The 22826-nt window shown below is 68.1% G+C and carries 23 protein-coding genes; 14 read left to right on the top strand and 9 right to left on the bottom strand.

The window, feature by feature from the left end; genetic code table 11:
- Positions 1 to 137 precede the first annotated feature (137 nt).
- Entirely contained in the window at positions 138 to 1118 is a 981-nt protein-coding gene (locus tag AC5P5W_RS14580) for an AraC family transcriptional regulator (RefSeq protein ID WP_032962548.1), read from the bottom strand.
- A gap of 693 nt (positions 1119 to 1811) precedes the next feature.
- On the opposite strand from AC5P5W_RS14580, the gene AC5P5W_RS14575 reads away from it, so the two are divergent.
- The 13 genes from AC5P5W_RS14575 to AC5P5W_RS14515 all read left to right on the top strand — a co-directional run bounded on the left by AC5P5W_RS14575 (position 1812) and on the right by AC5P5W_RS14515 (position 14410).
- Positions 1812 to 2000, top strand: coding sequence for a Flp family type IVb pilin (locus AC5P5W_RS14575; RefSeq protein WP_005416979.1), 189 nt, complete (start codon positions 1812 to 1814; stop codon positions 1998 to 2000).
- An 89-nt stretch (positions 2001 to 2089) separates the two neighbouring features.
- Positions 2090 to 2635 carry a prepilin peptidase gene (locus AC5P5W_RS14570; protein WP_197574542.1) on the top strand — a complete coding sequence of 182 codons (546 nt, stop codon included), beginning with the start codon at positions 2090 to 2092 and terminating at the stop codon, positions 2633 to 2635.
- Positions 2632 to 3108: a TadE/TadG family type IV pilus assembly protein gene (locus AC5P5W_RS14565; RefSeq protein WP_032962550.1), complete on the top strand. Its 477-nt coding sequence runs from the start codon at positions 2632 to 2634 to the stop codon at positions 3106 to 3108. Before AC5P5W_RS14570 ends, AC5P5W_RS14565 begins: the two co-directional genes overlap by 4 nt.
- Before the next feature lie 25 nt (positions 3109 to 3133).
- Entirely contained in the window at positions 3134 to 4168 is a 1035-nt protein-coding gene (cpaB, locus tag AC5P5W_RS14560) for a Flp pilus assembly protein CpaB (protein ID WP_495221232.1), read from the top strand.
- An 18-nt stretch (positions 4169 to 4186) separates the two neighbouring features.
- Positions 4187 to 5545, top strand: coding sequence for a type II and III secretion system protein family protein (locus AC5P5W_RS14555; RefSeq protein ID WP_032962552.1), 1359 nt, complete (start codon positions 4187 to 4189; stop codon positions 5543 to 5545).
- 27 nt (positions 5546 to 5572) lie between these two features.
- Positions 5573 to 6829, top strand: a complete 1257-nt coding sequence (locus tag AC5P5W_RS14550) for a CpaE/TadZ family protein (protein WP_041863560.1) — start codon at positions 5573 to 5575, stop codon at positions 6827 to 6829.
- Complete coding sequence (locus AC5P5W_RS14545; protein ID WP_197574543.1) at positions 6814 to 8163, top strand: ATPase, T2SS/T4P/T4SS family; 1350 nt, start codon at positions 6814 to 6816, stop codon at positions 8161 to 8163. Before AC5P5W_RS14550 ends, AC5P5W_RS14545 begins: the two co-directional genes overlap by 16 nt.
- 2 nt (positions 8164 to 8165) lie before the next feature.
- Complete coding sequence (locus tag AC5P5W_RS14540) at positions 8166 to 9122, top strand: type II secretion system F family protein (RefSeq protein ID WP_046431116.1); 957 nt, start codon at positions 8166 to 8168, stop codon at positions 9120 to 9122.
- Between the two features lie 28 nt (positions 9123 to 9150).
- On the top strand, positions 9151 to 10086 hold the full coding sequence (locus tag AC5P5W_RS14535) for a type II secretion system F family protein (RefSeq protein ID WP_014647461.1): 936 nt from the start codon (positions 9151 to 9153) through the stop codon (positions 10084 to 10086).
- Positions 10086 to 10976, top strand: a complete 891-nt coding sequence (locus AC5P5W_RS14530) for a Flp pilus assembly protein TadD (protein WP_197574544.1) — start codon at positions 10086 to 10088, stop codon at positions 10974 to 10976. Before AC5P5W_RS14535 ends, AC5P5W_RS14530 begins: the two co-directional genes overlap by 1 nt.
- Positions 10973 to 11434: a DUF3613 domain-containing protein gene (locus AC5P5W_RS14525; protein ID WP_049440896.1), complete on the top strand. Its 462-nt coding sequence runs from the start codon at positions 10973 to 10975 to the stop codon at positions 11432 to 11434. The genes AC5P5W_RS14530 and AC5P5W_RS14525 overlap by 4 nt, the downstream gene beginning before the upstream one ends.
- A gap of 8 nt (positions 11435 to 11442) precedes the next feature.
- Positions 11443 to 13593, top strand: a complete 2151-nt coding sequence (locus tag AC5P5W_RS14520; RefSeq protein WP_049440899.1) for a TadG family pilus assembly protein — start codon at positions 11443 to 11445, stop codon at positions 13591 to 13593.
- A 106-nt stretch (positions 13594 to 13699) separates the two neighbouring features.
- Positions 13700 to 14410 (top strand): DUF2968 domain-containing protein, encoded by a 711-nt coding sequence (locus tag AC5P5W_RS14515; RefSeq protein ID WP_197574545.1) that lies wholly within the window; start codon positions 13700 to 13702, stop codon positions 14408 to 14410.
- 75 nt (positions 14411 to 14485) lie between these two features.
- On the opposite strand, the gene AC5P5W_RS14510 is transcribed toward AC5P5W_RS14515, so the two are convergent.
- Positions 14486 to 14872: a hypothetical protein gene (locus tag AC5P5W_RS14510; RefSeq protein WP_049440902.1), complete on the bottom strand. Its 387-nt coding sequence runs from the start codon at positions 14870 to 14872 to the stop codon at positions 14486 to 14488.
- Between the two features lie 186 nt (positions 14873 to 15058).
- Between AC5P5W_RS14510 and AC5P5W_RS14505 the strand changes: the two genes are divergently transcribed.
- Positions 15059 to 15883 (top strand): alpha/beta fold hydrolase, encoded by an 825-nt coding sequence (locus AC5P5W_RS14505; RefSeq protein WP_014647467.1) that lies wholly within the window; start codon positions 15059 to 15061, stop codon positions 15881 to 15883.
- A gap of 115 nt (positions 15884 to 15998) precedes the next feature.
- Here the strand turns inward: AC5P5W_RS14505 and AC5P5W_RS14500 are convergent, their stop codons facing one another.
- The 7 genes from AC5P5W_RS14500 to AC5P5W_RS14470 all read right to left on the bottom strand — a co-directional run bounded on the left by AC5P5W_RS14500 (position 15999) and on the right by AC5P5W_RS14470 (position 22775).
- Positions 15999 to 17645 carry an MFS transporter gene (locus tag AC5P5W_RS14500; protein WP_197574546.1) on the bottom strand — a complete coding sequence of 549 codons (1647 nt, stop codon included), beginning with the start codon at positions 17643 to 17645 and terminating at the stop codon, positions 15999 to 16001.
- Positions 17639 to 18922 carry an alginate export family protein gene (locus tag AC5P5W_RS14495; protein ID WP_197574547.1) on the bottom strand — a complete coding sequence of 428 codons (1284 nt, stop codon included), beginning with the start codon at positions 18920 to 18922 and terminating at the stop codon, positions 17639 to 17641. The genes AC5P5W_RS14500 and AC5P5W_RS14495 overlap by 7 nt, the downstream gene beginning before the upstream one ends.
- The gene (locus AC5P5W_RS14490; protein WP_181454183.1) at positions 18901 to 20748 is read right to left on the bottom strand and encodes an amidohydrolase; all 1848 of its coding nucleotides are present in this window, start codon (positions 20746 to 20748) and stop codon (positions 18901 to 18903) included. The genes AC5P5W_RS14495 and AC5P5W_RS14490 overlap by 22 nt, the downstream gene beginning before the upstream one ends.
- 119 nt (positions 20749 to 20867) lie before the next feature.
- Positions 20868 to 21293, bottom strand: a complete 426-nt coding sequence (locus AC5P5W_RS14485) for a DoxX family protein (protein ID WP_014647471.1) — start codon at positions 21291 to 21293, stop codon at positions 20868 to 20870.
- 2 nt (positions 21294 to 21295) lie between these two features.
- On the bottom strand, positions 21296 to 21952 hold the full coding sequence (locus AC5P5W_RS14480) for a hydrolase (protein ID WP_014647472.1): 657 nt from the start codon (positions 21950 to 21952) through the stop codon (positions 21296 to 21298).
- Positions 21949 to 22365: a helix-turn-helix transcriptional regulator gene (locus AC5P5W_RS14475; RefSeq protein ID WP_049407118.1), complete on the bottom strand. Its 417-nt coding sequence runs from the start codon at positions 22363 to 22365 to the stop codon at positions 21949 to 21951. The genes AC5P5W_RS14480 and AC5P5W_RS14475 overlap by 4 nt, the downstream gene beginning before the upstream one ends.
- A 77-nt stretch (positions 22366 to 22442) precedes the next feature.
- Positions 22443 to 22775, bottom strand: coding sequence for a hypothetical protein (locus tag AC5P5W_RS14470; RefSeq protein ID WP_046431144.1), 333 nt, complete (start codon positions 22773 to 22775; stop codon positions 22443 to 22445).
- Positions 22776 to 22826: the final 51 nt, after the last annotated feature.

Genomic DNA, 22826 nt, shown 5'->3' with positions numbered 1-22826 from the left:
AATCCGGCACGGCAATCGCGCATTCCGGCAAATCCACGGCCGGAATCGGCAGCCGTTTATGCAGAAGCGGCAACATGATCGGCAAGCGGATGTGCAATTCCGGCACGAATGCCGCGAAAACCCTTGCGGGGCTTGGCTCAGGCCGGTTGGCCGATCTGCGCGGGCGCGCGCATCAGGGTATCGCGCGGCAGTTCGCCGAATACCTTGCGGTAATTGTCGGCGAAGCGCGAAAGATCCCACAGGCCGCAGCTGAGGGCGATGGCTTTCACCGAGCGACGGCTGGAATCGGCCATCGACAGGCTGCGGCAGGCCGCGCACAGGCGCAGCATGGAGAGATACCGGTTGGGCGAGGTTCCAAACAGGTCCTCGAACGCATAACGCAGGCCGCGCTCGCTGACCCCAGCCGCATCGCAGATTTCATTCATGTAGATATTGCGGCGCAGGTTGAGCCGCATGAAGTTCTCTGCCCGCTGTGCGATCAGATAATGCGTACGCCGTGCACGGCTGCAACCCGGGCGATCCGCCGCACCGGCACCCAGAAGGGCCTGCACATGCTCGTGCAGCAGGGTTTCAGTTTCTTCCGGCTGCAGGCCTGCACCCTGCCCCAGCTGCAGGTGCAGCTGCTGGTAGTGGCGTGCCAACGGCGTGCCTTCGCTGGCCAGATTGAACAGTGACAGTGCCTGGCCAGCGGGAGGCGTGCTGCGCAGGCTCAGTTCGGTCAGCTTGCGCTGCACCCGTGCCACCGGCAGCAGCATCAGGGTCATGTGCGTGCCTGGGCTCAGGGTGAACTCACTGATGCCTTCCGGCATGATCGTCAACGCCATCCCTGGCGTGAGCGGTACGCCATGGCACCAGCTCAGCGTCTCATCGGTGGCGTGCAGGTACCCGAGCATCGCCCAGTCCGGCGGCAGCATGAAACGGCCGCGGCAGTGGAAACCGCAGCTGATGCTGCAGAACAGGGCTTCCTCGTGCACGCGCGAAGCGAATGCCGCACGTGGCCCATTGCCATCGAGCAGCAGCAGTTCGACATCACAGACACGAAGCACGCCGCTCAGCGTGGCCAGGTCTATCGACCGCAGGCCGCTGTCGCCGCTGTCTCCTACCCCACCATCGACCATGACAGTGTTGTCCCCCGTTGATCCGCCATGCGATGCGGCCCCCACTGCCTGACAGGGCGCGCAGCGATCCAGAAACCACTTCCGTTGTCGTGCAGGCCGCATCGGCTCCGATGCGGCCAACCATGGAAATGCAACAGCTTGAATGCGAGTATGCCCGATAATCGGCGAAGGTAAACCCGCGGGCTGCAATGAAGAAAAAAGATACACAGATGAAGAAAATGTCGGCGCCATTGGCACGGTCTTCGCATGCACCGGAAAATGGAAATCACATAATCTGCACGACCATGAATCGTTTTGCCTTCGAACGGATTCTCGTCACAGAAACGGCCTGAAAGTTTCAGCATCGCGGGGTTTCTGCCGAATTTGCATATAGGTTCCTGTTGCAGCCAACTTCCATTCAGGCAAAGTCGATAGCACGGTGATCCGGCCAACTGATCCGGCCGCACCCAGGGGGACAGCATGACCACGCACGCATCATTGGATGCCTCGACCACCGGCCCCGGGCCGAGCGGTCGCGACCGTGCGGCTGGCGGCCTGCCTGGAGACGATCACCCTGCTTGAGCACAGCGGGCCCATCCCGCCGTGCCTCCTCCGCCAGGACGCGCGGAGGCCCACGGACGATCCCGGCGGAGCCGGGCCACCGCCCAACGCAGGTGTACTGCATCCGCAGACAGGTAGAGGGAGACATTGGTCATGAACGCATCGATCCGCAAATTCCTGAAGGAAGAAGACGGTGTCACCGCGCTCGAGTACGGGCTGCTGGCTGCCGTCATCGCTGGTGTCCTGATCGCGGTCGGCAACGACCAGATCAAGGGGTTCTTCGAAACGCTGTTCAAGAACCTCTCCGCACTGGCCACCAAGGCGTCGGGCTCGACGACCTGAGCGGCGACCGCGCGCGGCCGGCAGAGCCGCGACGGTGGGGCGCATGGAACCAGGCGAAGACCGTCCAGTGACGGACGACGGAGTGTGCGATGACACTGCTGGGATTGTTGGCCATCGGCGTATGCCTGCGGATCGCGATCAGTGATCTGTATGCCCGTCGGGTGCCCAACGCCTGGCTGATCGCCGCTTGCGTGATCGCCACCGTGGTGATCGTCTTCGGCCAGTTCAGTGCGCCGCGCCAGCCGTGGCTGCCCCACGTTGCCGGCGCGGCGCTCGGCCTGTTGGCGCTGCTGCCGTTCTATGCCCTGCGCTGGATGGGCGCCGGCGACGTGAAGTTCTTTGCCGTGCTGGGGCTGATGCTGGGCTGGCAGGCGCTGCTTCCGGTCTGGCTGGTCGCCAGCTTCGCCGCCGGGTTGCACGCCGTGCTGGTGCTGGCGGGCCGGCGCCTGGGCGTGTTGCTGCCCGGCCACCTGCAGATGCAGGTGAATCGCACCAGCACGCAATGGCACGCGCATCCGGCCTTGCGCGACATGCAGACCGCACGCCAGGGACGACGTGGCATTCCCTATGCCGCCTACCTCGCACTCGCCGCCATCGGCTGGGTGCTGGCAAGCATCTACGGAGGTGCACCATGAACATCCGCAGCCCGCGCCGGCAACGCGGCGTCGCCAGCATCGAGTTCGCCCTGATGCTGATGCTCGGCCTGTTGCCGCTGCTGCTGTTCACCTTCTCCGGGGTGATGATCATGGCAGCACAGCAGACCCTGGCCACCGCCTCGGCCGAAGGTGCGCGCGCCTCGCTGCGCTACGGCACCGCCGGCGAACGGCGCACCGCCGCCTGCGTCGCCGCACGCACCTCGATGCAATGGCTGCTGCAGTTCTCCAAGCAGAACGTGGACTGCAGCGCGGGGGGCAGCAATGCCATCGTGGTGTCCGCGCAGGCGCCCTGCGCCGGCCTGGCCACGGCCCAGTGCATGACCGTGACAGTCAGCTACGACTACGCCAGCCATCCCTTCCTGCCCGGCACCGCCACGCTCTACAAGTGGGTGATGCAGGCTCCCATCCGCAGCGTCGCGGTCGCCCAGCTCGATCTCGGCAGCGGCAACTGATGACCGGTATTTTGGAGACGGTTCCATGCTCAAGTTGACCCGCATCGCTGCCGTCGCCCTGATCGGCCTGGCCGTGCTGCTGGCGCTGATCGCCTTCATGATCGGGCGCAAACCGGCCGCACCGGTCACGGCCGCGCCGATCGCGCACAACGAAGTGCAGGCCATCACGGTGGTGGAAGCCGTGGCGCGCCTGCCCGCGGGCGAGCCGATCAGCGCCAACGACCTGCGCCTGGCCCAGCGCACCTCCCCCGTCGCCGGTGCCGCCACCAGCATCGCCGCCGTGGTCGGCAAGGTGCCGGTGCAGGACATCGCCGAAGGCAGCCCGGTCAGCAGCAGCGCATTGGCACAGGGCTTCTCGCTGCAGCTGCGGCCGGGCGAGCGCGCACTGGCCGTGCCCGTGGACGAACTGGTCGGTGCCGGCAACCGCATCCTTCCCGGCGACTTCGTCGACGTCTTCCTCAACCTGCGCAATGCCCAGCCCAGCATCAACAGCCCCGCCGAAGCCGCGCAGACGCGCCTGCTGCTGTCGCGCCTGCGCGTGCTGAGCTATGGGCAGCAGGACATCGCGCCGGTCGCCTCGGAAGCCACCTCCAATAGCGAGGCCGACACCCGCAACGACCCGCGCGCGGCCGACATCACCGGCAGTGGCGGCAGCCACAGCAGCAATGAAGCCCCGCAACCCGCGCGCAGCGCGGTGCTGGCGGTACCGGTGGCCGACGCCAATCGACTGCTGCTGGGTGCGCAGCAGGGCAAGCTGTTCCTGGCGCTGCGCAATCCCGCCGATACCGGCCTGCCCGACCTCGCACTGTTCCCTCAGTCGCGCGGCGTGATCGATCCGCTGCGTGGGCTCGACGCAGAGCAGCAGCTGGCACTGCAGCGCCCGGAGAACCACGCCTTCGCCGGTATCGACGGCGACGCGCTGGCCGGCCGCGGCAGCGCCCCGCCACCCAGCAACGCGGATGCACCCGCGCGTGCGCCGGCGCCCCGTCGCAGCGCCCCGCGCGCTTCGGGTATCGAGATCATCCGTGGCGACAGTTCCGCCCCCCGTGGCTCCCTTTGACCAGCATCGAGCGCATCCATGACCGAACGTCGCCGCCGTCCACGCCTTTCTCCCCGCCAGCGGTGGCTGGCCCTGCTGCTGGTGCTGCTGGCACCGGCAACGAGCGTGGCCGCCGATGACCTGGTGCTGCAGGCCCGTGAGCAGCGTCCCTGGAACCTGCCGGCCGACCTGGAACGGGTGGCCATTGCCGACCCCGGCGTTGCCGACATCGTGATGCTGCGCGGCCAGCGCCAGGCGCTGCTGGTGGGCAGGATGCCCGGCACCACCACCCTGCTGCTGTGGCACCGCAAGCAGGCCGAGCCGCAACGGGTGACAGTACGGGTGCAGAGCGCCGTACAGGGCGCGGCCAGCACCGGCGGCAACGATCTGGTGTTCACCCAGCAGGACCAGCAGGGCCTTTTGCAGGGAAGCACTGACAGCGTGCTCTCGCACATGCAGGAACAACGCACGGCGGCGATGGCACTGGGCAAGGAAGGTGCGCTTGCCGATACGTCCACCATCAGCAGCGGCGGTGTGGTCCAGGTCGAGGTCAAGGTGGTCGAGTTCAACAAGACCGCGATGAAGCAGATCGGCATCAACTTCCAGAACCGCAACGGCGGCTTCGCCTACGGCTTCGCGCGGCCCGGCACCGGGTTGCCGGGCAACACCGGCCTGCTGCCCGGCATGAAGGAAGGCAACAGCAGCAACGAGGCCGTCTCGCCGATTTCCTCGGCATTCCGCCTTGTTTTCGGCTCGACCAAGGGGCTGTGGAACGCCGATGTCGAACTGCTGCAGGCCAATGGCATGGCCCGCGTACTGGCCGAGCCGACGCTGGTGGCGCTGTCCGGGCAGAGCGCCAGTTTCCTGGCCGGTGGCGAACTGCCGATCCTGGAACCGCAGGGGCTTGGCACCACCACCATCACCTACAAGCCGTTCGGCATCGGCCTGACGGTGACCCCGACCGTGCTGGCAGCGAACCGCATCGCGCTGAAGGTAGCGCCCGAAGCGAGCGACCTGGACTACAGCAATGCCATTGTGCTCAACAACGTGCAGATTCCCTCGATCACCACCCGCCGCGCCGACACCACCGTCGAGCTGGGTGATGGCGAGAGTTTCGTCATCGGGGGCCTGGTCAGCTCCAACATCGTCTCCAACGTCAGCAAGATTCCGCTGCTGGGCGACCTGCCGATCATCGGCTCGTTCTTCCGCAACTTCGATTACAAGCGCCAGGACAAGGAGCTGGTGATCATCGTCACCCCGCGCCTGGTGCAGCCACTGGCGCGCAACACCGAACTGCCGCTGCCCGGCGAGCGCGAAGCCAGGCCGCATCTCCCCGAGTGGGGTTCCTGGTTGCTGGGTCCGGTCAGCCAGGACCCGGTGCCCGGATTCTCGCGCTGACTCCATGATGCCTGCGATACCACGCCCATGCCCTACGCCACCGCCCAGCCGCTGCATCCGCAAGGACCGCCAATGAACCTGGTCCTGTACGGCATCGACCGCGAACTGCTGCCCCGGCTGGCCGCCAAGCTGCCGCCGAGCACCGCCCTGCATTGGCAGGACAGCAACGCCCCCACCTCCGCCCAGGACCTGCAACGCGGCCCGCAGAGCCTGGTGCTGCTCGACTTCCGGCCCGAGCATGCGGCCGCCTCGAGCGTGCTGGCGCAGCAGCTGCAGCAGACCCAACCGGACCTGCCGCTGGTGGCCGTGGGCGCCACCAGCGCCGGCCAGGTCGAAGGCGTGGTGATCGCGCTGCGCGCCGGCCTGCGCGATGTACTGGACCTGGACAGTGACGACGCAGGCATCGAGGCGGCCTTGCGGCGCGCCCTGTCTCCGCGCCCGGCAGCGGTTGCCCAGCACGCACACAAGGCACGCCTGATCGTGCTGCTGGGTGTGCGCGCCGGCGTCGGCACCAGCACCCTGGCCGCACATCTTTCGGTGCTGGCGCAGCAGACGCGCGCCTTGGCCCAGGGCGAAGCCGTGCAGCAGGACGGCCTGCTGATGGAGCTGGCGCAGCCCTCCGGCGACCTCGCGCTGTACCTCAATCTCGACAGCCGCTTCCACTACGAAGACGCGCTGCGCAATGCCAGCCGCATCGATGCCACCCTCGCCCGCACGGCCATGGCGCGCCATGACTCCGGGCTGGTGCTGCTGGATCGTGCCAGTGGCAGCGATGCCGTTCCGCCCTCGGATCCTGGCGCGCTGCTGCAGCGCCTGCGCGGCGTGTTCGCCAGCGTGCTGTGCGATGCCGGCGGCTGCCCGTTGCGGCAGCTTCCGCCCCTGTTGCTGGACCAGGCCGACGAGATCTGGCTGGTCACCGATGCCTCGATCGCCACGCTGGTTTCTCTTGACCAGGCCCTGAAGCACCTGGCGGGCCAGCGTGAGCGCGAGAAGCGCCTGCAACTGGTGATCAACCGCCACGATGACAGCAGCGGCATGAGCCCGGAACAGATCGCACGCCGCTTCGAAGTACCGCTGCTGGCGACGCTGCCCGAACGACCGCGCGTGCGCCTGGCCGCCAGCCAAGGACACCTGCTGCTGCAGGATGCCCCGCGCGACCCCTATCTGCGTGCCCTCGCCCCGCTCGTGTCGCGCCTGGATCCGGCCGCCTGCCCGGTCCAGCCGCATGGCCTGCGGGAAAGACTCTCCCTTGCCCTGGGTGGATCGCAATGGAAGACAAGGTAACCCCGTTCCCGCACGCCGTTGCCCGCCCGGTACTGCCCGAATCTGCCCCGGGCCACCTGCCGTTCGCGCAGACCGAGCAGTACCAGAAGGTGCTGTCGGCCGCGCATGAGCATCTGCTCAACAGCATCGAGGACGAGCGCATCGACATCGATTCCTGGGCCCCGGACACCATCGCCCGCTGGGTGCAGGTGCAGACCGTGGGCTTCATCCAGGAATGGCGCATCCCGATCAACGAAGAAGAGATGCAGGTCGTCGCCGAGGGACTGGTCAAGGAACTGACCGGTTTCGGCCCGCTGGACGACCTGCTCCACGACCCCTCCATCGAAGACATCCTGATCAACGGCTTCAAGGACGTGCACGTTTCGCAGGGCGGACAGCTCAAGCGCGCCACCCAGCGCTTCACCGATGATACCCACCTGCTGCGCATCCTGCGCCGCATCCTCGCCCCGCTCGGCCGCCGGCTGGATGATTCCAATCCGATGGTCGACGCGCGCCTGCCCAACGGTGGCCGCCTCAACGCGATCATCTCGCCGCTGGCGGTGGACGGACCGATGGTGTCCATCCGCAAGTTCCGCAAGGACCCGTTCACCCCCGACGAACTGCTCGCCAAGGGCACCTTCGACGCACCGATGCAGGCACTGCTGAAGGCGATGGTGCTGGGGCGCTGCAACATCCTGGTCTCCGGCGGCACCAGCTCGGGCAAGACCTCGCTGCTCAATGCCCTGGCCAGCTACGTGCCGGCCGATGAGCGCGTCATCACCGTGGAGGACACCGCCGAGCTTTCGCTGAACCATCCGCACGTGGTGCGCCTGGAGAGCCGCATCGGCGGCGCCGAGGGCCAGGGCGCGGTCAGCATCCGCGACCTGGTGCGCAACAGCCTGCGCATGCGCCCGGACCGCATCGTGGTCGGCGAAGTGCGCGGCGCTGAAGTGCTGGAAATGCTGCAGGCGATGAACACCGGCCACGACGGATCGATGGCCACCATCCACGCCAACACGCCGCGCGACTGCCTGTACCGCATCGAGATGCTGGCCGGGTTTGCCGGCTTCCAGGGCAGCGAAGACAGCCTGCGCCGGCAGATCGCCAGCGCCATTGATTTCATCGTGCAGATCTCGCGACTGGGCAGCGGGCGCCGGGTGCTGGTCTCGATCACCGAGATCACCGGGGTCAGCGACAACCTGATCACCACCCAGGAGATGTTCCGCCACGAGGTGCAGATCGATGGCACCGGCCGCGAGATCGACCGCTGGATCGGCCTGGGCTTCCATCCGCATTCGCACAAGCTGGAGCCGTTCCGCCAGCAGCTGCGCGAATCACTCTACGGGGACTTCTGAACATGGGCACCGGCCTGCTGCTGGGCGTGTTGAGCATCATCTCGGTGCTGCTGGCGCTGGCCGTCTGGCTGTGGGGTACCGCCAGCAGCCGTGAACAGCGCCAGGCCTCGCTGCAGCACACCGAGCAGCAGCTGGCACGCGGCAGCACGGCCGGTGCGGTGCCGGCCGGGCCTGCCGTTGCGGCGGCGAACGATTCGGCCCGCCCCGCCAGCAGTGGGAGCCGCGCATTACCCTGGGATGGCGTCCTGCAGCGCGCCGGCCTGCAGCCGGGCTGGAAGCTGCCACTGATGCTGCTGGTACCGGGACTGGTGCTTGCGGTCGTGGCGGCGGTGCGGCTGGGCACGGCCTGGATGTTTCCGCTGACCCTTCTGCTGTACCTGCTGGGCTGCTGGCTGTGGGTGATGCGCCGGATCACGAGACTGCGCGCGCAGCTGCTGCACCAGATGCCGGACTTCCTCGACAACCTGGTCCGCCTCACCGCGCTGGGCAACAGCCTGCAGGCCGCGTTCCAGGTGTCTTCGATGCAGACCAGCGCGCCACTGCGCGGCCTGCTGGACACCACGGTGCGCTATGCGCGCAGCGGCATGGAGCTGGATCGTGCATTGAGCCTGGCCGCACAGCCGTACCGGATGGACGTGCTGAAGGTGCTGGCGGTGGTGATCGGGGTGAGCGTGCGCATCGGCGGGCGCGCCGACCAGATCCTGCAGCGCATGGGTGATTTCATGCGCGACCTGGAGCAAGCCCAGCAGGAGCTGGCCGCCACCACCTCGGAAACCCGCATGTCGGCCTGGGTATTGGGGCTGCTGCCACCGGCCAGTGCGGTGCTGATGGCGATCTCCAGCCCGGCGTTCTTCCAGCCGGTGCTGCATGACCCGCTCGGCCACAGGATCCTGCTGATCGCACTGGGCCTGGAACTGCTCGGGGCGTTGCTGCTGTACCGCCTGGCCAAATCGCTATGACCGCCCGCAGCTACCCGGGAGGTGCCCGATGAGCGCCAGCGCCTGGTTCGCCCTTTCGCTGCTGGTGCTGGCAGCGGGCGTCGCCCTGCTCGGCATTGCCGGCTGGGTGCGCAGCCATCGCGAGCACCGCACCTCGGCCGCGCTGAAGACCGCCCTGCAGCCGCGCGAGGAAGCCCGCGACACCGAGGCCACGCGCCGCGACTCGCTGGGCTGGCTCGAGCGCTTCGGGCGCTCGCTCAGTGGTGGCCGCCTGGAGGCCGCGCTGCTGGCCAACGAGGACAGGCTGCTGCTGGACCTGGCCGGCTGGAACACGCGCCGCGGCACCGCCATCTATCTCGGCCTGCGCCTGTTGCTTGCGCTGCTGGTGCTGGCGCTGGCGCTGGCGTTCAGCAGCGCGCACGGTCTGGCCAGGGTGATGGTGGTGATCGGTGCGCTGGCGGCCGGGCTGCTGCTGCCCAAGTTCGTGCTGTCGTCGTGGGTCAAGCGCCGCCGCCGCGCGGTCGAGAACGAACTGCCCTTGCTGATCGACCTGCTGCGCCTGCTGCAGGGCGTGGGCTTCAGCATGGACCAGAGCCTGCAGACGCTGGGCGACAAGCTGCGCGATGCGTTGCCGGTACTGGGCGGCGAACTGCAGGAAGCCAACGTGGCCTACACCCACGGCCGCACCCGCGCGCAGTCACTGCGGCGCTTGAGCGAGGTCTACGCCGATGACGACCTGGCCAGCCTGATGCAGCTGATCCTGCAGGTGCATGCGCACGGCGGCGCCGTGCAGGAACCGCTGCGCCAGTTCAGCATCCGCCTGCGCGAGCAGCGCCGCAACACGTTGAAGGAAAAGGTCGGCAAGCTCTCGGTGAAGATGACCGTGGTGATGATGCTGACCCTGTTGCCGGCACTGATGCTGGTGCTTGCCGGTCCAGCGCTGGTCGCGCTGGCCACCACCATGTCCAAGATGGGATCGCCCTGATGCCTGCCCTGCGCACCCCCTGCCTGCTGCTTGCCGTCGCCCTCGCCACCCTGGCCAGTGGCTGCGCATCGACCACGCCGAAGTACGTGCGGGCGCCCAGCCTTGCGCCGCCGGAGCCCGATCCGCAGGACAGCCGCAACACCTATCTGGAGCTGATCGAGCGCATGCAGGAGCAGGGCGCCTGGTATGCCTCGCTCGCCCACGTGGAGGCCTTCCGCCAACGCTATGGTGATCGCCCCGCCCTGCGCCTGCTGCAGGCCGACGCCCTGCGCGAGACTGGCCAGAGCGACGCAGCGGTCGCGCTGTATCGCGAGCTGTCCAGCGGGCCGCAGGCCGCCGCAGCCGCCCACGGCCTGGGCCTGATCGCTGCACGCCGCGATGACGACGCCGGCAGCGAACAGGCGCTGGCGCGCGCCACGCAACTGCAGCCCTTGAACACCGACTACCTGGGCGACCTGGGTTATGCGCGGCTGCGCGCCGGCCAGTTCGACCAGGCGCGCGAGCCGCTGGCCAAGGCCCTGGAACTGTCGCCAGGCAACGCCAAGGCCACGGCCAATCTCGCACTGTGGGCGCTCCTGCGCGGCGACCAGGCCACCGCGGAGCGCCTGGCGGCACAGGCCAACCTCAACGACGAAACGCGCCGCAGCATCCAGCAGCAGGCCCAGCAGATCCGCACGCGCCTGCAGCAGCGGCAGGCGGCGGCCGCCGCCAACGCCCCTGCGCCTGCGTCCGCGGCCAGCAGCGAACACGGCGCCCGTGCGTCGGGCAGCACCCGGCTGGCAGCCGAACCACGCCGCGAAGCACGTGACGAGCGCGATCCGCAGCGCCTGCCACCGTCGATGCTGGAACGCTTCAGCACCACCGAACACCCGACCGGAAGCACACCATGACTGCGATGCGCCTGACCCGACGCCTGTTGCCCGTGCTGTCCTGCCTGCTTGCTGCCGGTGCCGTGCAGGCCCAGCAACAGCCATTGACCGGACAGATGCTAGGTGGCCCCTTGCCGTCGGCACCGGCCGCAGCACCGATGCAGGCCGAGCCGCTTCCCACCGTGGAGCTGGCCGCACCCGCCGCATCCGCGGCGGTGGCAGCGGTGCCACCGGCACTCCCCGCAACCGACGGTGCCCCGCCGGCAACACCGCGTGCGCGCCTGCAGAGCGGCGAAGCCACCCGCAACCTGTTCCGCCTGCAGGCGTCGGGACAGCAGGCCGGCCAGCGCCTGCCGATCCTGGGTGACCAGGCCACCCTGAGTTATGCGCGTTACCTGAAGAGCTTTGAACACGAGATCCCGGACTTCTTTGAGACCGATGTTGCCCGGTCCAAGGATGCCTCCTCCTCCGGACGCTGAGGTAGGCCATGAAACGCCCACGCCAGTTCAGTTTCGGCCGCGCACGCGGCGGCATGTCGGTCACCATGATGCTGGTCATGCTGGCCTTGCTGGCGATGCTGGGCCTGATCGAGATCGGCTATCTGTTCTGGGCCAAGCGCGATGCGCAGAAGGTTGCCGATCTGGCCGCACTGGCCGGCGCGCAGCGACTGGAGTTGTGCAGCGCGGACAACAGCGACAACAGCGCCGCCCGGCAAAGCGCACTGGCCCAGAACAGGTTCGCAGGCACCTTGCAGGTCCGCTGCGGCAACTGGAGTGCCAGCCGCGGTACCAGCAACCGTTTCGTCACCAGCGTTGATGCCAGCAACCCGCGCAATGCGGTGCAGGTGATCGCCGAGCGCAGCGTGCTGCCCTTCTTCGGCCAGAACACCAGCCTGCCGACCGTCAGCGTGCAGGCGGTCGCCCGCCGCTCGGAGCCCACGGCGGTGTTCGCGGTGGGCTCGCAGCTGCTGCGCACCAATGGCGATTCCGTACTGCTGTCGACCCTGCGCCTGGTCGGCCTGGATGTCAGCAGTGCCACGGTGCTGTCCTATGACGGTCTGGCGCAGGCCAACGTCACCCCATCCGGCCTGCTGAAGGCACTCAACATCCCGGTGAGCGCCAACCTCAGCGTGGCCGATTTCAACCGCCTGCTGTCGGTCAACAAGATCTCGCTGGCGCAACTGGTCGATGCCACCGCCACCGTGGTCGGCCGTGACTCGACGGTGGGCGTGCAGCTGCGCGCCCTGTCCGACCTGGTCGCCACCCAGCTGGACATCAACAAGCTCAACATCGTGCTCGGCAGCCAGGCCGGCGGCGGCGGGCTGTTCGCGGAAGTTGTCTCACCCGACGGCACCGTCGGCAGCGCACTGGAATCGAAGATCAACGTGCTCAACCTGATCAGCACCGCCATCTCCATCGCCAACGATGGCAACGGCGTGACGATCAAGGGGCTGGACCTGCTGGGCATCAACATCCAGGGCGGCGTGGTCGAGCCGCCGTCGATCGCCATCGGCGGCGTCGGCACCCGCGCCTACAATGCGCAGGTGCGGCTGATGGTGGACGTGGACAGCAACAACCTGTTCGCGCTTGGGCCGCTGCTGAACCTGCTCGGCACGCGCCTGCACCTGCCGCTGCACGTCGACGTGGCCAACGGCATGGGTACCCTGACCGGCATCCAGTGCGGCGGCAGTCCCCCCAAGGCCACCATCCAGGTCGATTCATCGGTGCTGCGTGCCTGCGTCGGCAACGTCGACCCCGCACAGCGATTCTCCAAGGCCAATGTCTGCGACGCCACGCTGCAGAACGAACAGCTGTTGAAGCTGCTGGGCCAGCCGCTGATCAACGACAGGATCACCCTGCCCGCCCTCACCGGCTCACAGAACCTGACCCTGGCTGCGGGTGAGGCCGGCTCGACCCGGATCAATCCGCTCGCGATCGGTGACGCAGTGTCGAGCCTGGTCAACGAGCTGCTGCGGGTGCTGTCGGGCATGCTCAGCTCGCCCAAGCAGGGCATGAGTGCCAACGACACGGCCAAGGCGCTGGCCGATCGTTACCTGCAGGCGGCCTTTCCCACTGGCGGACGCTACAACGTCGACCAGGTCATCCCGCTGCTGCGCGATGGCGATCCGGCACGCAACCTCGCCCCGCTGGGCAACTGGACGGTGAAGAATGGCGTCCCCAAGCCCTGCCTGCTGGGCCTGACCACCTGCTGGGAAGACGGTTCGGTGTGGACCGGTTACAGGACGACCGTCACCGGCCAGGGCCTGGGCCTGCTCGATGGCCTGCTCGGCTCGCTGGTCGGCGGCCTGCTGATCAACCGCTGCGACAGCCTGCTCGGCAACCTGATCGACTACAACGGCTGCGTGCGCAACAACCTGGCGTCGTACATCCAGACCGCGCCGGCGGGTTTCCTCGATGGCGCCAGTGGCAGCGGCGTCGCCAACCCGGACGGAAGCGTCAGCTGCAGCGGCCTGCTGTGCACCGTGCTGAAGCCGATCCTGGCCGCACTGCGACCGGTGCTCAACAGTGTCGGCACTCTGCTGACCAACCTGCTGGCCAGCGTGCTGGGCCTGGAACTGGGCCGGACCGACGTCAACGTGCAGTCGATCCAGTGCAGCGCGGCACAGCTGGTCTATTGAAATCGCGCCGTGACCGCCGCCCTTGGCGGCGCCCGCGCCCATGCTAGACTCCCGGCGGGGAACCCACCTTCATCTCAACCCACACTCATCCGTGGATGGTCTAGACATGCGAGAAACTTCAGGGGGCGCGGTCTTCGCCCGGCACGCGCGCAACGCAGCAGTGCTGGCCGTGGCCATGATGCTGGTGGCACCGGCGGCGATGGCCGCGCGTGGCGACCGCGAGGCTGCAGCCGAACCGGCGCGCAGCGCGCCGGTGGTGCGCACTACCGTGGACGAGCTCAAGCAGTTGATGGATTCGCGCCAGCTGACCGAGCTGCGCACCACCTACAACGGCAACTACGGCGCCAGCCTGCTGTTCAACGCCAATACCCTGACCTACTACGTCGCCCTGTTCCAGGAGAAGAACTTCTGGCGGGTGATCAAGACCGATGCGGTGGACAACGCCGAACGTGTCTACCGCACCTTCGCGCAGCAGTCCGAGCAGCTGGCCCAGGTCTACATCGACACCACCCGCCTGGAAGCCGGCAAGCGCTACACCGAGCGCCTGGTGGCCTACAACGAAGAACGCCTGCGCACCCTGCAGCAGGAAATGGAACAGCAGCAGGCACAGTCGGCGCAGGTCAGCGCCGCCCTGCAGCAGGCCCAGCAGCAGGCAGTCAGCCTCAGCACCGATGTGCAGAGCACCAACAGCCAGCTGGACGCCCTGCAGCGCCGCATCCAGATCCTGCAGGCCGAACAGGGCAACCCGGAGTTGAGCCTGCCCAAGCCGGACAGCGTGCCCTCGCCGGCACCGGCCGCCACCAGCGACGGCCGCTGAGAGCTGCACTCACGGCATTGCACACGACGGCGCCCCAGGGCGCCGTTGTTGTTTTCGGCGCTTCAGTGCACCACTTCACTGGCAGGCGTCGTAGACCGCGTCATCCAGCTGCCGGCGCTGCACGAAATCCAACCGCCGACGTTTGAGCAGCGCCTGTCCGCGCTGGCGGCGCACACGCTCGCAGGCCGCCGCATCCGTACTGATCGTGATCAATGCGCCCTGCGCCCGGACGGCACGACGCGGGCGACGCGACGGCTTCGATGGCGTGACTGCGGGAACCACCGCCCCACGGGACAATGACTGCTCCGCCGGGACATCCCAGCGCCACGCCGACCGGCCCTGGCAGGGTGTCTGCTGGTAGACCGGATGCGGTCCATCCACGCATTTGTAGACATTGGTCTGAGCCGGCGCGGCCATCGGCAACAGCAGGCACAACAGCAGGGACCATCGCGTGGCGGGCATCCGGGCATTCCACAGGCGGGCTGCGGACATCCTCGGCGCGCGACTCGGGTCCCGCCAGAGCGATATGCGTCACATCCTCTGCAATCCAGCACAGCGGTGCAAGTCCGTCGCCGGCACCTGCGCTGTACTGCCGAAGGCACCGGCAGCCTGCCGGTGCCTTCCCTCCCTTCCGCCAAGGAACCTGCAATGAGCAACTTCGTCACCGTCGCCGACGGCGCCCGCATCTTCTACAAGGATTGGGGCAACGGCCAGCCGATCGTGTTCGCCCACGGCTGGCCGCTGTCGTCCGATGCCTGGGACCCGCAGATGCTGTTCATGGGCCAGAACGGTTACCGCGTGATCGCCCACGACCGCCGCAGCCACGGCCGTTCCAGCCAGACCTGGGACGGCAACAACATGGACACCTACGCCGACGATCTGGCTGCAGTGATCGAGGCGCTGGACCTGAAGGACGCGATCCTGGTCGGCCATTCCACCGGCGGCGGCGAAGTGGCCCACTACATCGGCCGCCACGGCAGCACGCGCGTGGCCAAGGTGGTGCTGGTCGGCGCCGTGCCGCCGCTGATGCTCAAGACCGCCGGCAACCCGGCCGGCACCCCGCTGGAGGTCTTCGACGGCATCCGCAAGGGCACCGGCGGCGACCGTTCGCAGTTCTTCAAGGACCTGACCACCCCGTTCTTCGGCGCCAACCGCGATGGCAACACGGTCACCCAGGGCATGCGTGATGCGTTCTGGCTGCAGGGCATGCTCGGTGGCGTCAAGGGCCAGTACGACTGCGTGCACGAATTCTCGGAAGTGGATTACACCGAAGACCTGAAGAAGATCGACGTGCCGGCACTGGTCGTGCACGGTGATGACGACCAGATCGTCCCGTTCGATGCCTCGGCCAAGCTCTCCTCGCAGATCATCAAGAATGCCGAACTGAAGGTATACGCCGGTGCCCCGCACGGCCTGACCATCACCCACGCCGAGCAGTTCAACGCCGACCTGTTGGCGTTCGCGCGCAGTTGATGCGCCGCGGCGGCACTGTAACGGTGCCGCCGCCCCTTCGATCGCAAAAAGGGGACGGAGGGGATTAAGTCGTTTGTGCACAAACGACTTAATCCCCTCCGTCCCCATTTTTTTGTCAGATGTCGGTGTGGTGATGCGGCACAGCGGCAGGCAGCGGGTCATGCCCACCCACGAAGTGGCGCACCACCGGCGCACGCTCACCGCGATGCAATCCGCGCAGCACTTCCTGGATCGCCCTGTCGTCGGCGGTGATGCGTTCGTGCTGGCGCAGGTGCTCCAGCCACGACGGGGTCACGAAATACTCCAGGTGGATGCCCGGGGTGGCCACATCCTCGACCACGCCCCAGACCACGGCGCCATCGCGGCGGCGGATGGTGCCCAGTGCGCGCATCTGCGCCTGGAACGCGGCGCGATCAGCATCGTCAATGCGGTACTCGATGGTCACCAGCACCGGGCCTCGATCATTGGATACCGGTACCGACAGTTCGGGGGCTGGCCAGTGCCCCGCCGGACGCAGGTTCAGGTCTTCGGTGCCGGCGATGCGCACGCGCCACACCAGCAACCCGCCGATGACCGCACCCGCGGCAGCCACCAGCAGGGCCAGCTCCGGCGAGGTGCGCTGAGCCAGTGCGCCCCAGCTCAGGCCGCCGGCGGCCATGCCGGCAGAGAACACCATGATGTACAGCGCCAGCGCACGCGCACGCACCCACGCCGGCACTGCGGTCTGCGCCGCGATCTGCAGCGACGACAGCACGGTGATCCAGGCAAAGCCATTGACCAGCATCACCAGCGGCAGCACGTACCAGCTTCGGGTCAGCGCCAGCCCGACCAGGCTCATGGCCAGCGACAGGGTCGCCAGCAGCACCAGCAGGTCGCGATCCAGCTGAACGCGCAGCTTCGGCAGCAGCAGCGCACCCCCCACCGCACCGATGCCGATGCAGCCGAGCAGCATGCCGTACTGGCCCGCCCCGCCCTGCATCTGCCCACGCACCACCACCGGCAGCAACGCATTCATCGCTGCGGCGAAGAAGAAGAAGCCGACCGACTTGATCAGCACCGCCTGCAACCGCCCGGCGCGGCTGGCATAGCGCAGGCCCGCTTTCAGGCCCGCACCGAAGCCTTCCGGCGGCAGGCTGGACTGCTTCGGGTCGCGCTTCCAGCCCCACACCACGAACAGCATCGCGGCGAAGGTGATGGCGTTGAAGCCGAAGGCCCAGACCGCACCGAGCTGGGCGACGATCACGCCGCCGATGGCCGGGCCGATCGAGCGCGCGATGTTGATGCCGATCGAGTTCAGCGCCACCGCCGAGGCCAGCATCGGCTGCGGCACCAGTTCGGACACGATAGCGGCCTGCGCCGGCATCGCCATCGCCGCACCGCAGCCCATGCAGAAGGTCAGCAGCACCAGCAGCTGCGGGGTCAGCATGTCCATCGCGGTCAGCGCCGCCATCACGGCGGCGACCAGCAGCATCCAGCCCTGGGTGGCCAGCAGGTACCTGCGGCGATCAACGATGTCGGCCAGGGTTCCGGCGGCCAGTGCCAGCAGCACGATCGGCACGGTGGTGGCCGACTGCACCAGGGCCACCATCAACGGCGAGCCGGTACGTTCGGCCATCACCCAGGCGGCGGCCACGTCGTTGACCCAGGTGCCGATGTTGCTGGCCAGGATCGCCAGCCAGATCGAGCGGAACATCTGGATCTTCAGTGGGGACCAGGCGCCTGCGGCCTGGGCGGGGGGTTGCGACGCGGTTGCGTTCACCATTGCCATGCTCCAACGATCGAGGCGAACAGCGTGTCCCGGCCGCCGGCCTGCTTCAGTGCAGGCCCGGCATCGACCCAGGCCAGCTGCAGCTGCCATTGCCAGTGTTCGCTGGCCTGCCAGCGGGTTTCGGATTTGTACTGCGTGCCGATGCGGCGCGCGCCGCCGGCGCTGCCCGGCAACGCCACCAGCGGTGCCGGCGTGGTGTAGACCGCATCGGCGCGACGATGCTTCCAGGCCATCTGTACGCCCAGTTCCGTGGTCAGCGCGTCGTGCAGGCGCAGTGTCAGGGTCGGCTGGACGTCCATCAGGTTGGCCGGGGCCAGCAGGCTGGCCTCGCTGAAATAGGCCGACTTCGGGAACAAGGCATTGAAGGTGCCCAGGCGGCCGTCGTGCAGATTGCCATCGCCACTGGCGATGTCGGCCTTCAGCCCCAGACGCGGCTGCAGCGGCAGGTCCGTCCAGCGCCACCCCGTATCGGTGGCCAGCGTCCAGGCGTGGATAGCGAGCGTGCCGGCGGTCGTTCGCAGTTCACCGCCCTGCGCCACCAGCTCGCTGTTCCAGTCCAGTGCACCAGCCTGGCCGAACCAGCGCGCGCCCAGGGTCTGCCGACGTTCGGTGCCGCTGCCGGCGGCAAAGCGCGCGCCGTCGCGACGGTAGTCCAGCAGGTACAGATCCCATTGGCCTGGGCCACGACCACGCGCGGTGGTCGCATACGCGCCCCACAAGTGGGCACCGCGTTCGCCGCGGTCATCGAAGGCGCCGGGTCGGTTCTCCAGCGGTCGCAGCGCCATCAGGTCCAGCGTGCCGAGGCGGCCTTTCCAGCCTGCACGGGCACCATCGAATGCCAGCCGGATGTTCGGCCCATCGCGCACCGACAACAGCCGCGAGCTGCCATAGCCGGCTTCCTGCCGGCCGAGTTGCAGATGGAAGCCACCGCGCTGCCAGCGCCAGTACGCCTGCTGCACGTCCAGCGCGCTGCGGTCGGTGCGGCCGGGTCCACCTGCCTTGCCATTCTCGGCATGCACGCCCAGCTGCACCCGTGCCTGCCAGTTGTCCTCGACATACGTGGCCGACGCCAGTGCACGCAGCAGACCGTAGCCGTCTTCACTGCCGCCGATACCGAATCGGGCCGGGTCGTAGTACATCCCCCTGAAGCGCAGCGAGGCGTCCCACTGCAGTTGCCCGGCGCCCATGTCGGTGCAGCGGCCGGTGTCACAGGCCAGCGCCATCCACGGCATGGCCAGCAGCGCCAGGCTCAGAACGCGAAGCACGAGCATCCCATCGCACCCCAGAAGGCGCTCAGGTCGTCGGTGGGCGCCGCGTGCTGCGCGGCATGGCCGTGAGCACCATGCGTACTACAGGCCACGCCGTGATGATGGCGATGCGCGGCGGCCAATCCGGTGGCGGCACCGCCAACGTGGTAGCCACCGAAGCGGTTGACCGGCGACCAGTCCGGCATCGCCGGCGGCAGCTGCGGCGCCAGGCCGGCGTAATCGCCGTCGGCGTGCACGATGCGGCCGCCGACCACGGTCAGCAGGCTGGTGATGTCGGCGATCTGCGCGTCATCAACGCGGAAGAAGTCGGCCGAGAGCAGGATGAAGTCGGCCAGCTGGCCCACCTTCAGCGTGCCCTTCACCGCTTCGTCGCCGGAGAACCAGGCGCTGCCCTGGGTCCACAGGCGCAGCGCCTGTTCGCGCTCGAGCAGGTTCTCATCGCCATACAGGGCCAGCCCGCCCACGGTGCGCCCGGTCACCAGCCAGGACAACGCCACCCACGGGTTGTAGCTGGCCACGCGGGTGGCATCGGTACCGGCACCGACCGGCACGCCTTCGGCCAGCATGCGCTTGACCGGCGGCGTGTGCCGCGCCGCCTGCACGCCGTAGCGCTCGACGAAGGCTTCGCCCTGGTAGGCCATGCGGTGCTGCACGGCGATGCCGCCGCCCAGCGCGCGGATGCGTTCGATGTTGCGCGGGGTGATGGTCTCGGCGTGGTCGATGAACCAGTGCAGGCCATCGAACGGCACCTCGCGGTTGACCTGTTCGTACACATCGAGGATGCGGGTGATGCTCTCGTCATAGGTGGCGTGGATGCGGAACGGCCAACGCTTCTCGACCAGCAGTTTCACCACATCGTGCAGTTCCGGTTCCAGCTCAGGCGGCAGTTCCGGGCGCGGCTCGTTGAACAGCTCGAAGTCGGCCGCGGAGAACACCAGCATTTCGCCAGCGCCGTTGTGGCGCAGCAGGTCATCGCCCTGGCGCGGCTGCAGTATCTCGCTCCAGCCGCGGAAGTCGTCCACTTCCTTGCCCTTGTTCTGGGTAAACAGGTTGTAGGCGATGCGCACCGTCAGCTGGTCATCGCGATGCAGCTGCTCGATGACCTGGTAGTCCTCGGGGTAGTTCTGGAAACCACCGCCAGCGTCGATCACCGAGGTGATGCCGAGCCGGTTCAGTTCGCGCATGAAGTGGCGCGTCGAGTTGGCCTGGTACTCGATCGGCAGGCGTGGCCCCTTGGCCAGCGTCGCATACAGGATCAGCGCGTTGGGCTTGGCCAGCAGCAGCCCGGTCGGGTTGCCCAGCGAGTCACGCACGATCTGCCCGCCCGGTGGATCCGGCGTGTCCTTGCTGTAGCCGCAGGCGCGCAGCGCGGCGCGGTTGAGCAGCGCGCGGTCATACAGGTGCAGCAGGAACACCGGCGTATCCGGCGCAATGTCGTTGAGCTCCTGCAGCGTCGGCAGGCGCTTCTCGTTGAACTGTGCGGCGGTGAAGCCACCGACCACGCGCACCCACTGCGGTGCCGGGGTGCGGTCGACCTGGGCCTTCAACATGTCCAGCGCGTCGCCCAGCGAGCGCAAACCGTCCCAGCGCAGCTCCAGGTTGTAGTTCAGGCCACCGCGGATCAGATGGGTATGGCTGTCGTTTAGGCCGGGCAGCAAGCGCCGGCCCTGCGCATCGATCAGGGTCGCTTCATTGCCCCAGCCGCGCATGATCTCCTCATCGCTGCCGACAGCGACGATGCGGCCCTCCTGCACGGCCAGTGCCTGCGCGTGCGGCTGCTGCGGGTCGAGTGTGGTGATGCGGGCATTGCGGATGACCAGCGTGCTCATGCGACGCTCCTTGGAAGTGGAATCGAGTGCGGCAGCGGCGCGACCGGCCAGGCCGAGCGCAACCGCGGCACCGCTGGCCAGCACCACGTTGCGGCGGCCGTGGTCGGGGGGATCGTGACTCATGCGAAAGCTCCCGGAAGACGTTGGCCGTCCAGCGCCCAGGCCCCCGGCCCGGCCAGGGCGATGGCCAGCAGCACCGTGGCCCACATCAGCGGGTACTCACTGCCGCCGCGCATCCAGAACCAGCCCCTGGGCAAGGCCAACAGGACGGTGAAGCCGATGAAGGCAGCGGCGGCAAGCGCGGCGATGCGGGTCTGCCAGCCCAGCAGCACGGCCAGCCCGGACAGCACCTGCAGCAGGGACAACAGCAGCGGCAACGGCGCCACTGCCGGCAGCCCGAAACCGCGCAGCTCGGTGGCGAAGCCGGCCAGCCCCGGTCCGCCGAACCAGCCAAACAGCTTGCCCAGCGCGTGAGGCAGCAGGAAGCCGCCTGCCGCCACCCGCAGCATCAGCAGGGCCAGGTCGAGGCCGTGGCCGGCCAGCATGCTCAGTGCCCGCCTTCCTGCGCGCCGAACATGCGCTTGGCGTACTGGATGCCGATGCCATAGCCGCCGGCGTGGTCGCGGGCGATGCCGGTGGTCAGGTCGTAGGTTTCACCGCGTGCCCAGTCACGCTGCAGTTCAAGCAGGTACTGCACGCTGGTCATCGGCACGGCGCCGGCCTGCACCATGCGGGTGATCGCACGCTCGTGCGCTTCTTCGCTGACATCGCCACAGGCATCGGTGATCACGTGGACCTCGAAGCCCTGCGCCAGCGCCGACAGCGCCGGACCCACGATGCAGACACTGGTCCACAGGCCGGCAAGAACCAGCCGGCGCTTGCCGATGCGGTTGATCTCATCGATTACCGGCTGGTCTTCCCAGGTATTCATCGAAGTGCGGTCGAACACCGGCTGGCCCGGGAAGATCTGCGGCAGTTCCGGGAACATCGGGCCGGAGAATGACGTCTCGGCCACCGTGGTCAACACGACCGGCACGTTGAACCCCTTGGCCCCCTTGCTGATCAGCGACACGTTGTTGCGCAGCGCGGAGATGTCGATCGTGTGGGTAGCAAATGCCATCTGCGACTGGAAGTCGATCAGCACCAGGGCATGGTCGGTGGGCGACAGCAGGGCCGGGGCGGGCGTGGCGGTGGCAAGGCTCATGGGTGGACTCCGTGGGAAACATGATCAGGGGGAAGCAGCAGGGCCGCATCGCCGGCCCGATACTGGCCGGGGCTGCAGCCGGTCTCGGCGCGGAAGCTGCGGACGAAATGGCTCTGGTCGAAGAAGCCCAGCTGCTGGGCCAGGCACGCCATCGGCAGCTGCGCGCTGGGCAGCAGTTGGCAGGCACGCTGGATGCGGCGGCGGCGCACGTAGCGCAGCGGGCTGGCACCGGTGCCGCTACGGAACAGGCGCACCAGGTGGAAGCGGCTGACACAGGCAGCCTGCGCCAGCTCTGTCACCCGCAGCGGCTGCGACAGGTGCTCATCGACATAGCGCAGGGCGCGCTGCAGTGCGGCGGCCTGCTGCGGGGCAAGCGGGGTGGCGGACGGATCGGACGGACTGACGGTGGCCATGCGGGGCGCCGCGAGGGGGTGGCCCATGGTGCGTGGCCGGCGCACGATGCCCTACCCCCGTCGGTCGAGGCCGGCACCTACCCGAATGGGGGAGGCCGACGGCCGAGCAGGCGGCGCCCGAACAAGCGCGCATCCACCGAGTAGGCGCCCGGCCCCAGCATCAGCAGCGCCGCAGGCAACGCCACCAGCGGCCAGGGTGCCTGCTGCGCGAACATGGTCGCGGCTGCCATCAGGGTCGCCAGCGGCGTCAACACGCCCAGCACGAGCATGGCCGCCGCCAGCCCGCACAGCACCGCCCCCCAACCAGCATGCGTGCCAGGCGCGCACAGCGCGGCGGCCAGGCACAGCCGCAGCCACAGCAGGCCGATGCCCGGACCGCGATCAGGGAACATCACGAACAGGCGCTGCATGGCCGGGCTCCAGGGGTCATGCCGGCGTGATAGCCGACCACGGCGGCCACT

The sequence above is a fragment of the Stenotrophomonas sp. YJH_SMC_123 genome (assembly GCF_059368215.1).
Note: the sequence above shows the minus strand (reverse complement) of the source record. Positions and strands in the feature narration are given on the sequence as shown.

Bases quoted from the DNA above. Each gene is read 5' to 3' on its own strand.
- AC5P5W_RS14580 (WP_032962548.1), bottom strand. From the start codon at position 1,118: ATGGTCGATGGTGGGGTAGGAGACAGCGGCGACAGCGGCCTGCGGTCG.
- AC5P5W_RS14575 (WP_005416979.1), top strand. From the start codon at position 1,812: ATGAACGCATCGATCCGCAAATTCCTGAAGGAAGAAGACGGTGTCACC.
- AC5P5W_RS14570 (WP_197574542.1), top strand. From the start codon at position 2,090: ATGACACTGCTGGGATTGTTGGCCATCGGCGTATGCCTGCGGATCGCG.
- AC5P5W_RS14565 (WP_032962550.1), top strand. From the start codon at position 2,632: ATGAACATCCGCAGCCCGCGCCGGCAACGCGGCGTCGCCAGCATCGAG.
- cpaB (WP_495221232.1), top strand. From the start codon at position 3,134: ATGCTCAAGTTGACCCGCATCGCTGCCGTCGCCCTGATCGGCCTGGCC.
- AC5P5W_RS14555 (WP_032962552.1), top strand. From the start codon at position 4,187: ATGACCGAACGTCGCCGCCGTCCACGCCTTTCTCCCCGCCAGCGGTGG.
- AC5P5W_RS14550 (WP_041863560.1), top strand. From the start codon at position 5,573: ATGCCCTACGCCACCGCCCAGCCGCTGCATCCGCAAGGACCGCCAATG.
- AC5P5W_RS14545 (WP_197574543.1), top strand. From the start codon at position 6,814: ATGGAAGACAAGGTAACCCCGTTCCCGCACGCCGTTGCCCGCCCGGTA.
- AC5P5W_RS14540 (WP_046431116.1), top strand. From the start codon at position 8,166: ATGGGCACCGGCCTGCTGCTGGGCGTGTTGAGCATCATCTCGGTGCTG.
- AC5P5W_RS14535 (WP_014647461.1), top strand. From the start codon at position 9,151: ATGAGCGCCAGCGCCTGGTTCGCCCTTTCGCTGCTGGTGCTGGCAGCG.
- AC5P5W_RS14530 (WP_197574544.1), top strand. From the start codon at position 10,086: ATGCCTGCCCTGCGCACCCCCTGCCTGCTGCTTGCCGTCGCCCTCGCC.
- AC5P5W_RS14525 (WP_049440896.1), top strand. From the start codon at position 10,973: ATGACTGCGATGCGCCTGACCCGACGCCTGTTGCCCGTGCTGTCCTGC.
- AC5P5W_RS14520 (WP_049440899.1), top strand. From the start codon at position 11,443: ATGAAACGCCCACGCCAGTTCAGTTTCGGCCGCGCACGCGGCGGCATG.
- AC5P5W_RS14515 (WP_197574545.1), top strand. From the start codon at position 13,700: ATGCGAGAAACTTCAGGGGGCGCGGTCTTCGCCCGGCACGCGCGCAAC.
- AC5P5W_RS14510 (WP_049440902.1), bottom strand. From the start codon at position 14,872: ATGCCCGCCACGCGATGGTCCCTGCTGTTGTGCCTGCTGTTGCCGATG.
- AC5P5W_RS14505 (WP_014647467.1), top strand. From the start codon at position 15,059: ATGAGCAACTTCGTCACCGTCGCCGACGGCGCCCGCATCTTCTACAAG.
- AC5P5W_RS14500 (WP_197574546.1), bottom strand. From the start codon at position 17,645: ATGGTGAACGCAACCGCGTCGCAACCCCCCGCCCAGGCCGCAGGCGCC.
- AC5P5W_RS14495 (WP_197574547.1), bottom strand. From the start codon at position 18,922: ATGCTCGTGCTTCGCGTTCTGAGCCTGGCGCTGCTGGCCATGCCGTGG.
- AC5P5W_RS14490 (WP_181454183.1), bottom strand. From the start codon at position 20,748: ATGAGCACGCTGGTCATCCGCAATGCCCGCATCACCACACTCGACCCG.
- AC5P5W_RS14485 (WP_014647471.1), bottom strand. From the start codon at position 21,293: ATGCTGGCCGGCCACGGCCTCGACCTGGCCCTGCTGATGCTGCGGGTG.
- AC5P5W_RS14480 (WP_014647472.1), bottom strand. From the start codon at position 21,952: ATGAGCCTTGCCACCGCCACGCCCGCCCCGGCCCTGCTGTCGCCCACC.
- AC5P5W_RS14475 (WP_049407118.1), bottom strand. From the start codon at position 22,365: ATGGCCACCGTCAGTCCGTCCGATCCGTCCGCCACCCCGCTTGCCCCG.
- AC5P5W_RS14470 (WP_046431144.1), bottom strand. From the start codon at position 22,775: ATGCAGCGCCTGTTCGTGATGTTCCCTGATCGCGGTCCGGGCATCGGC.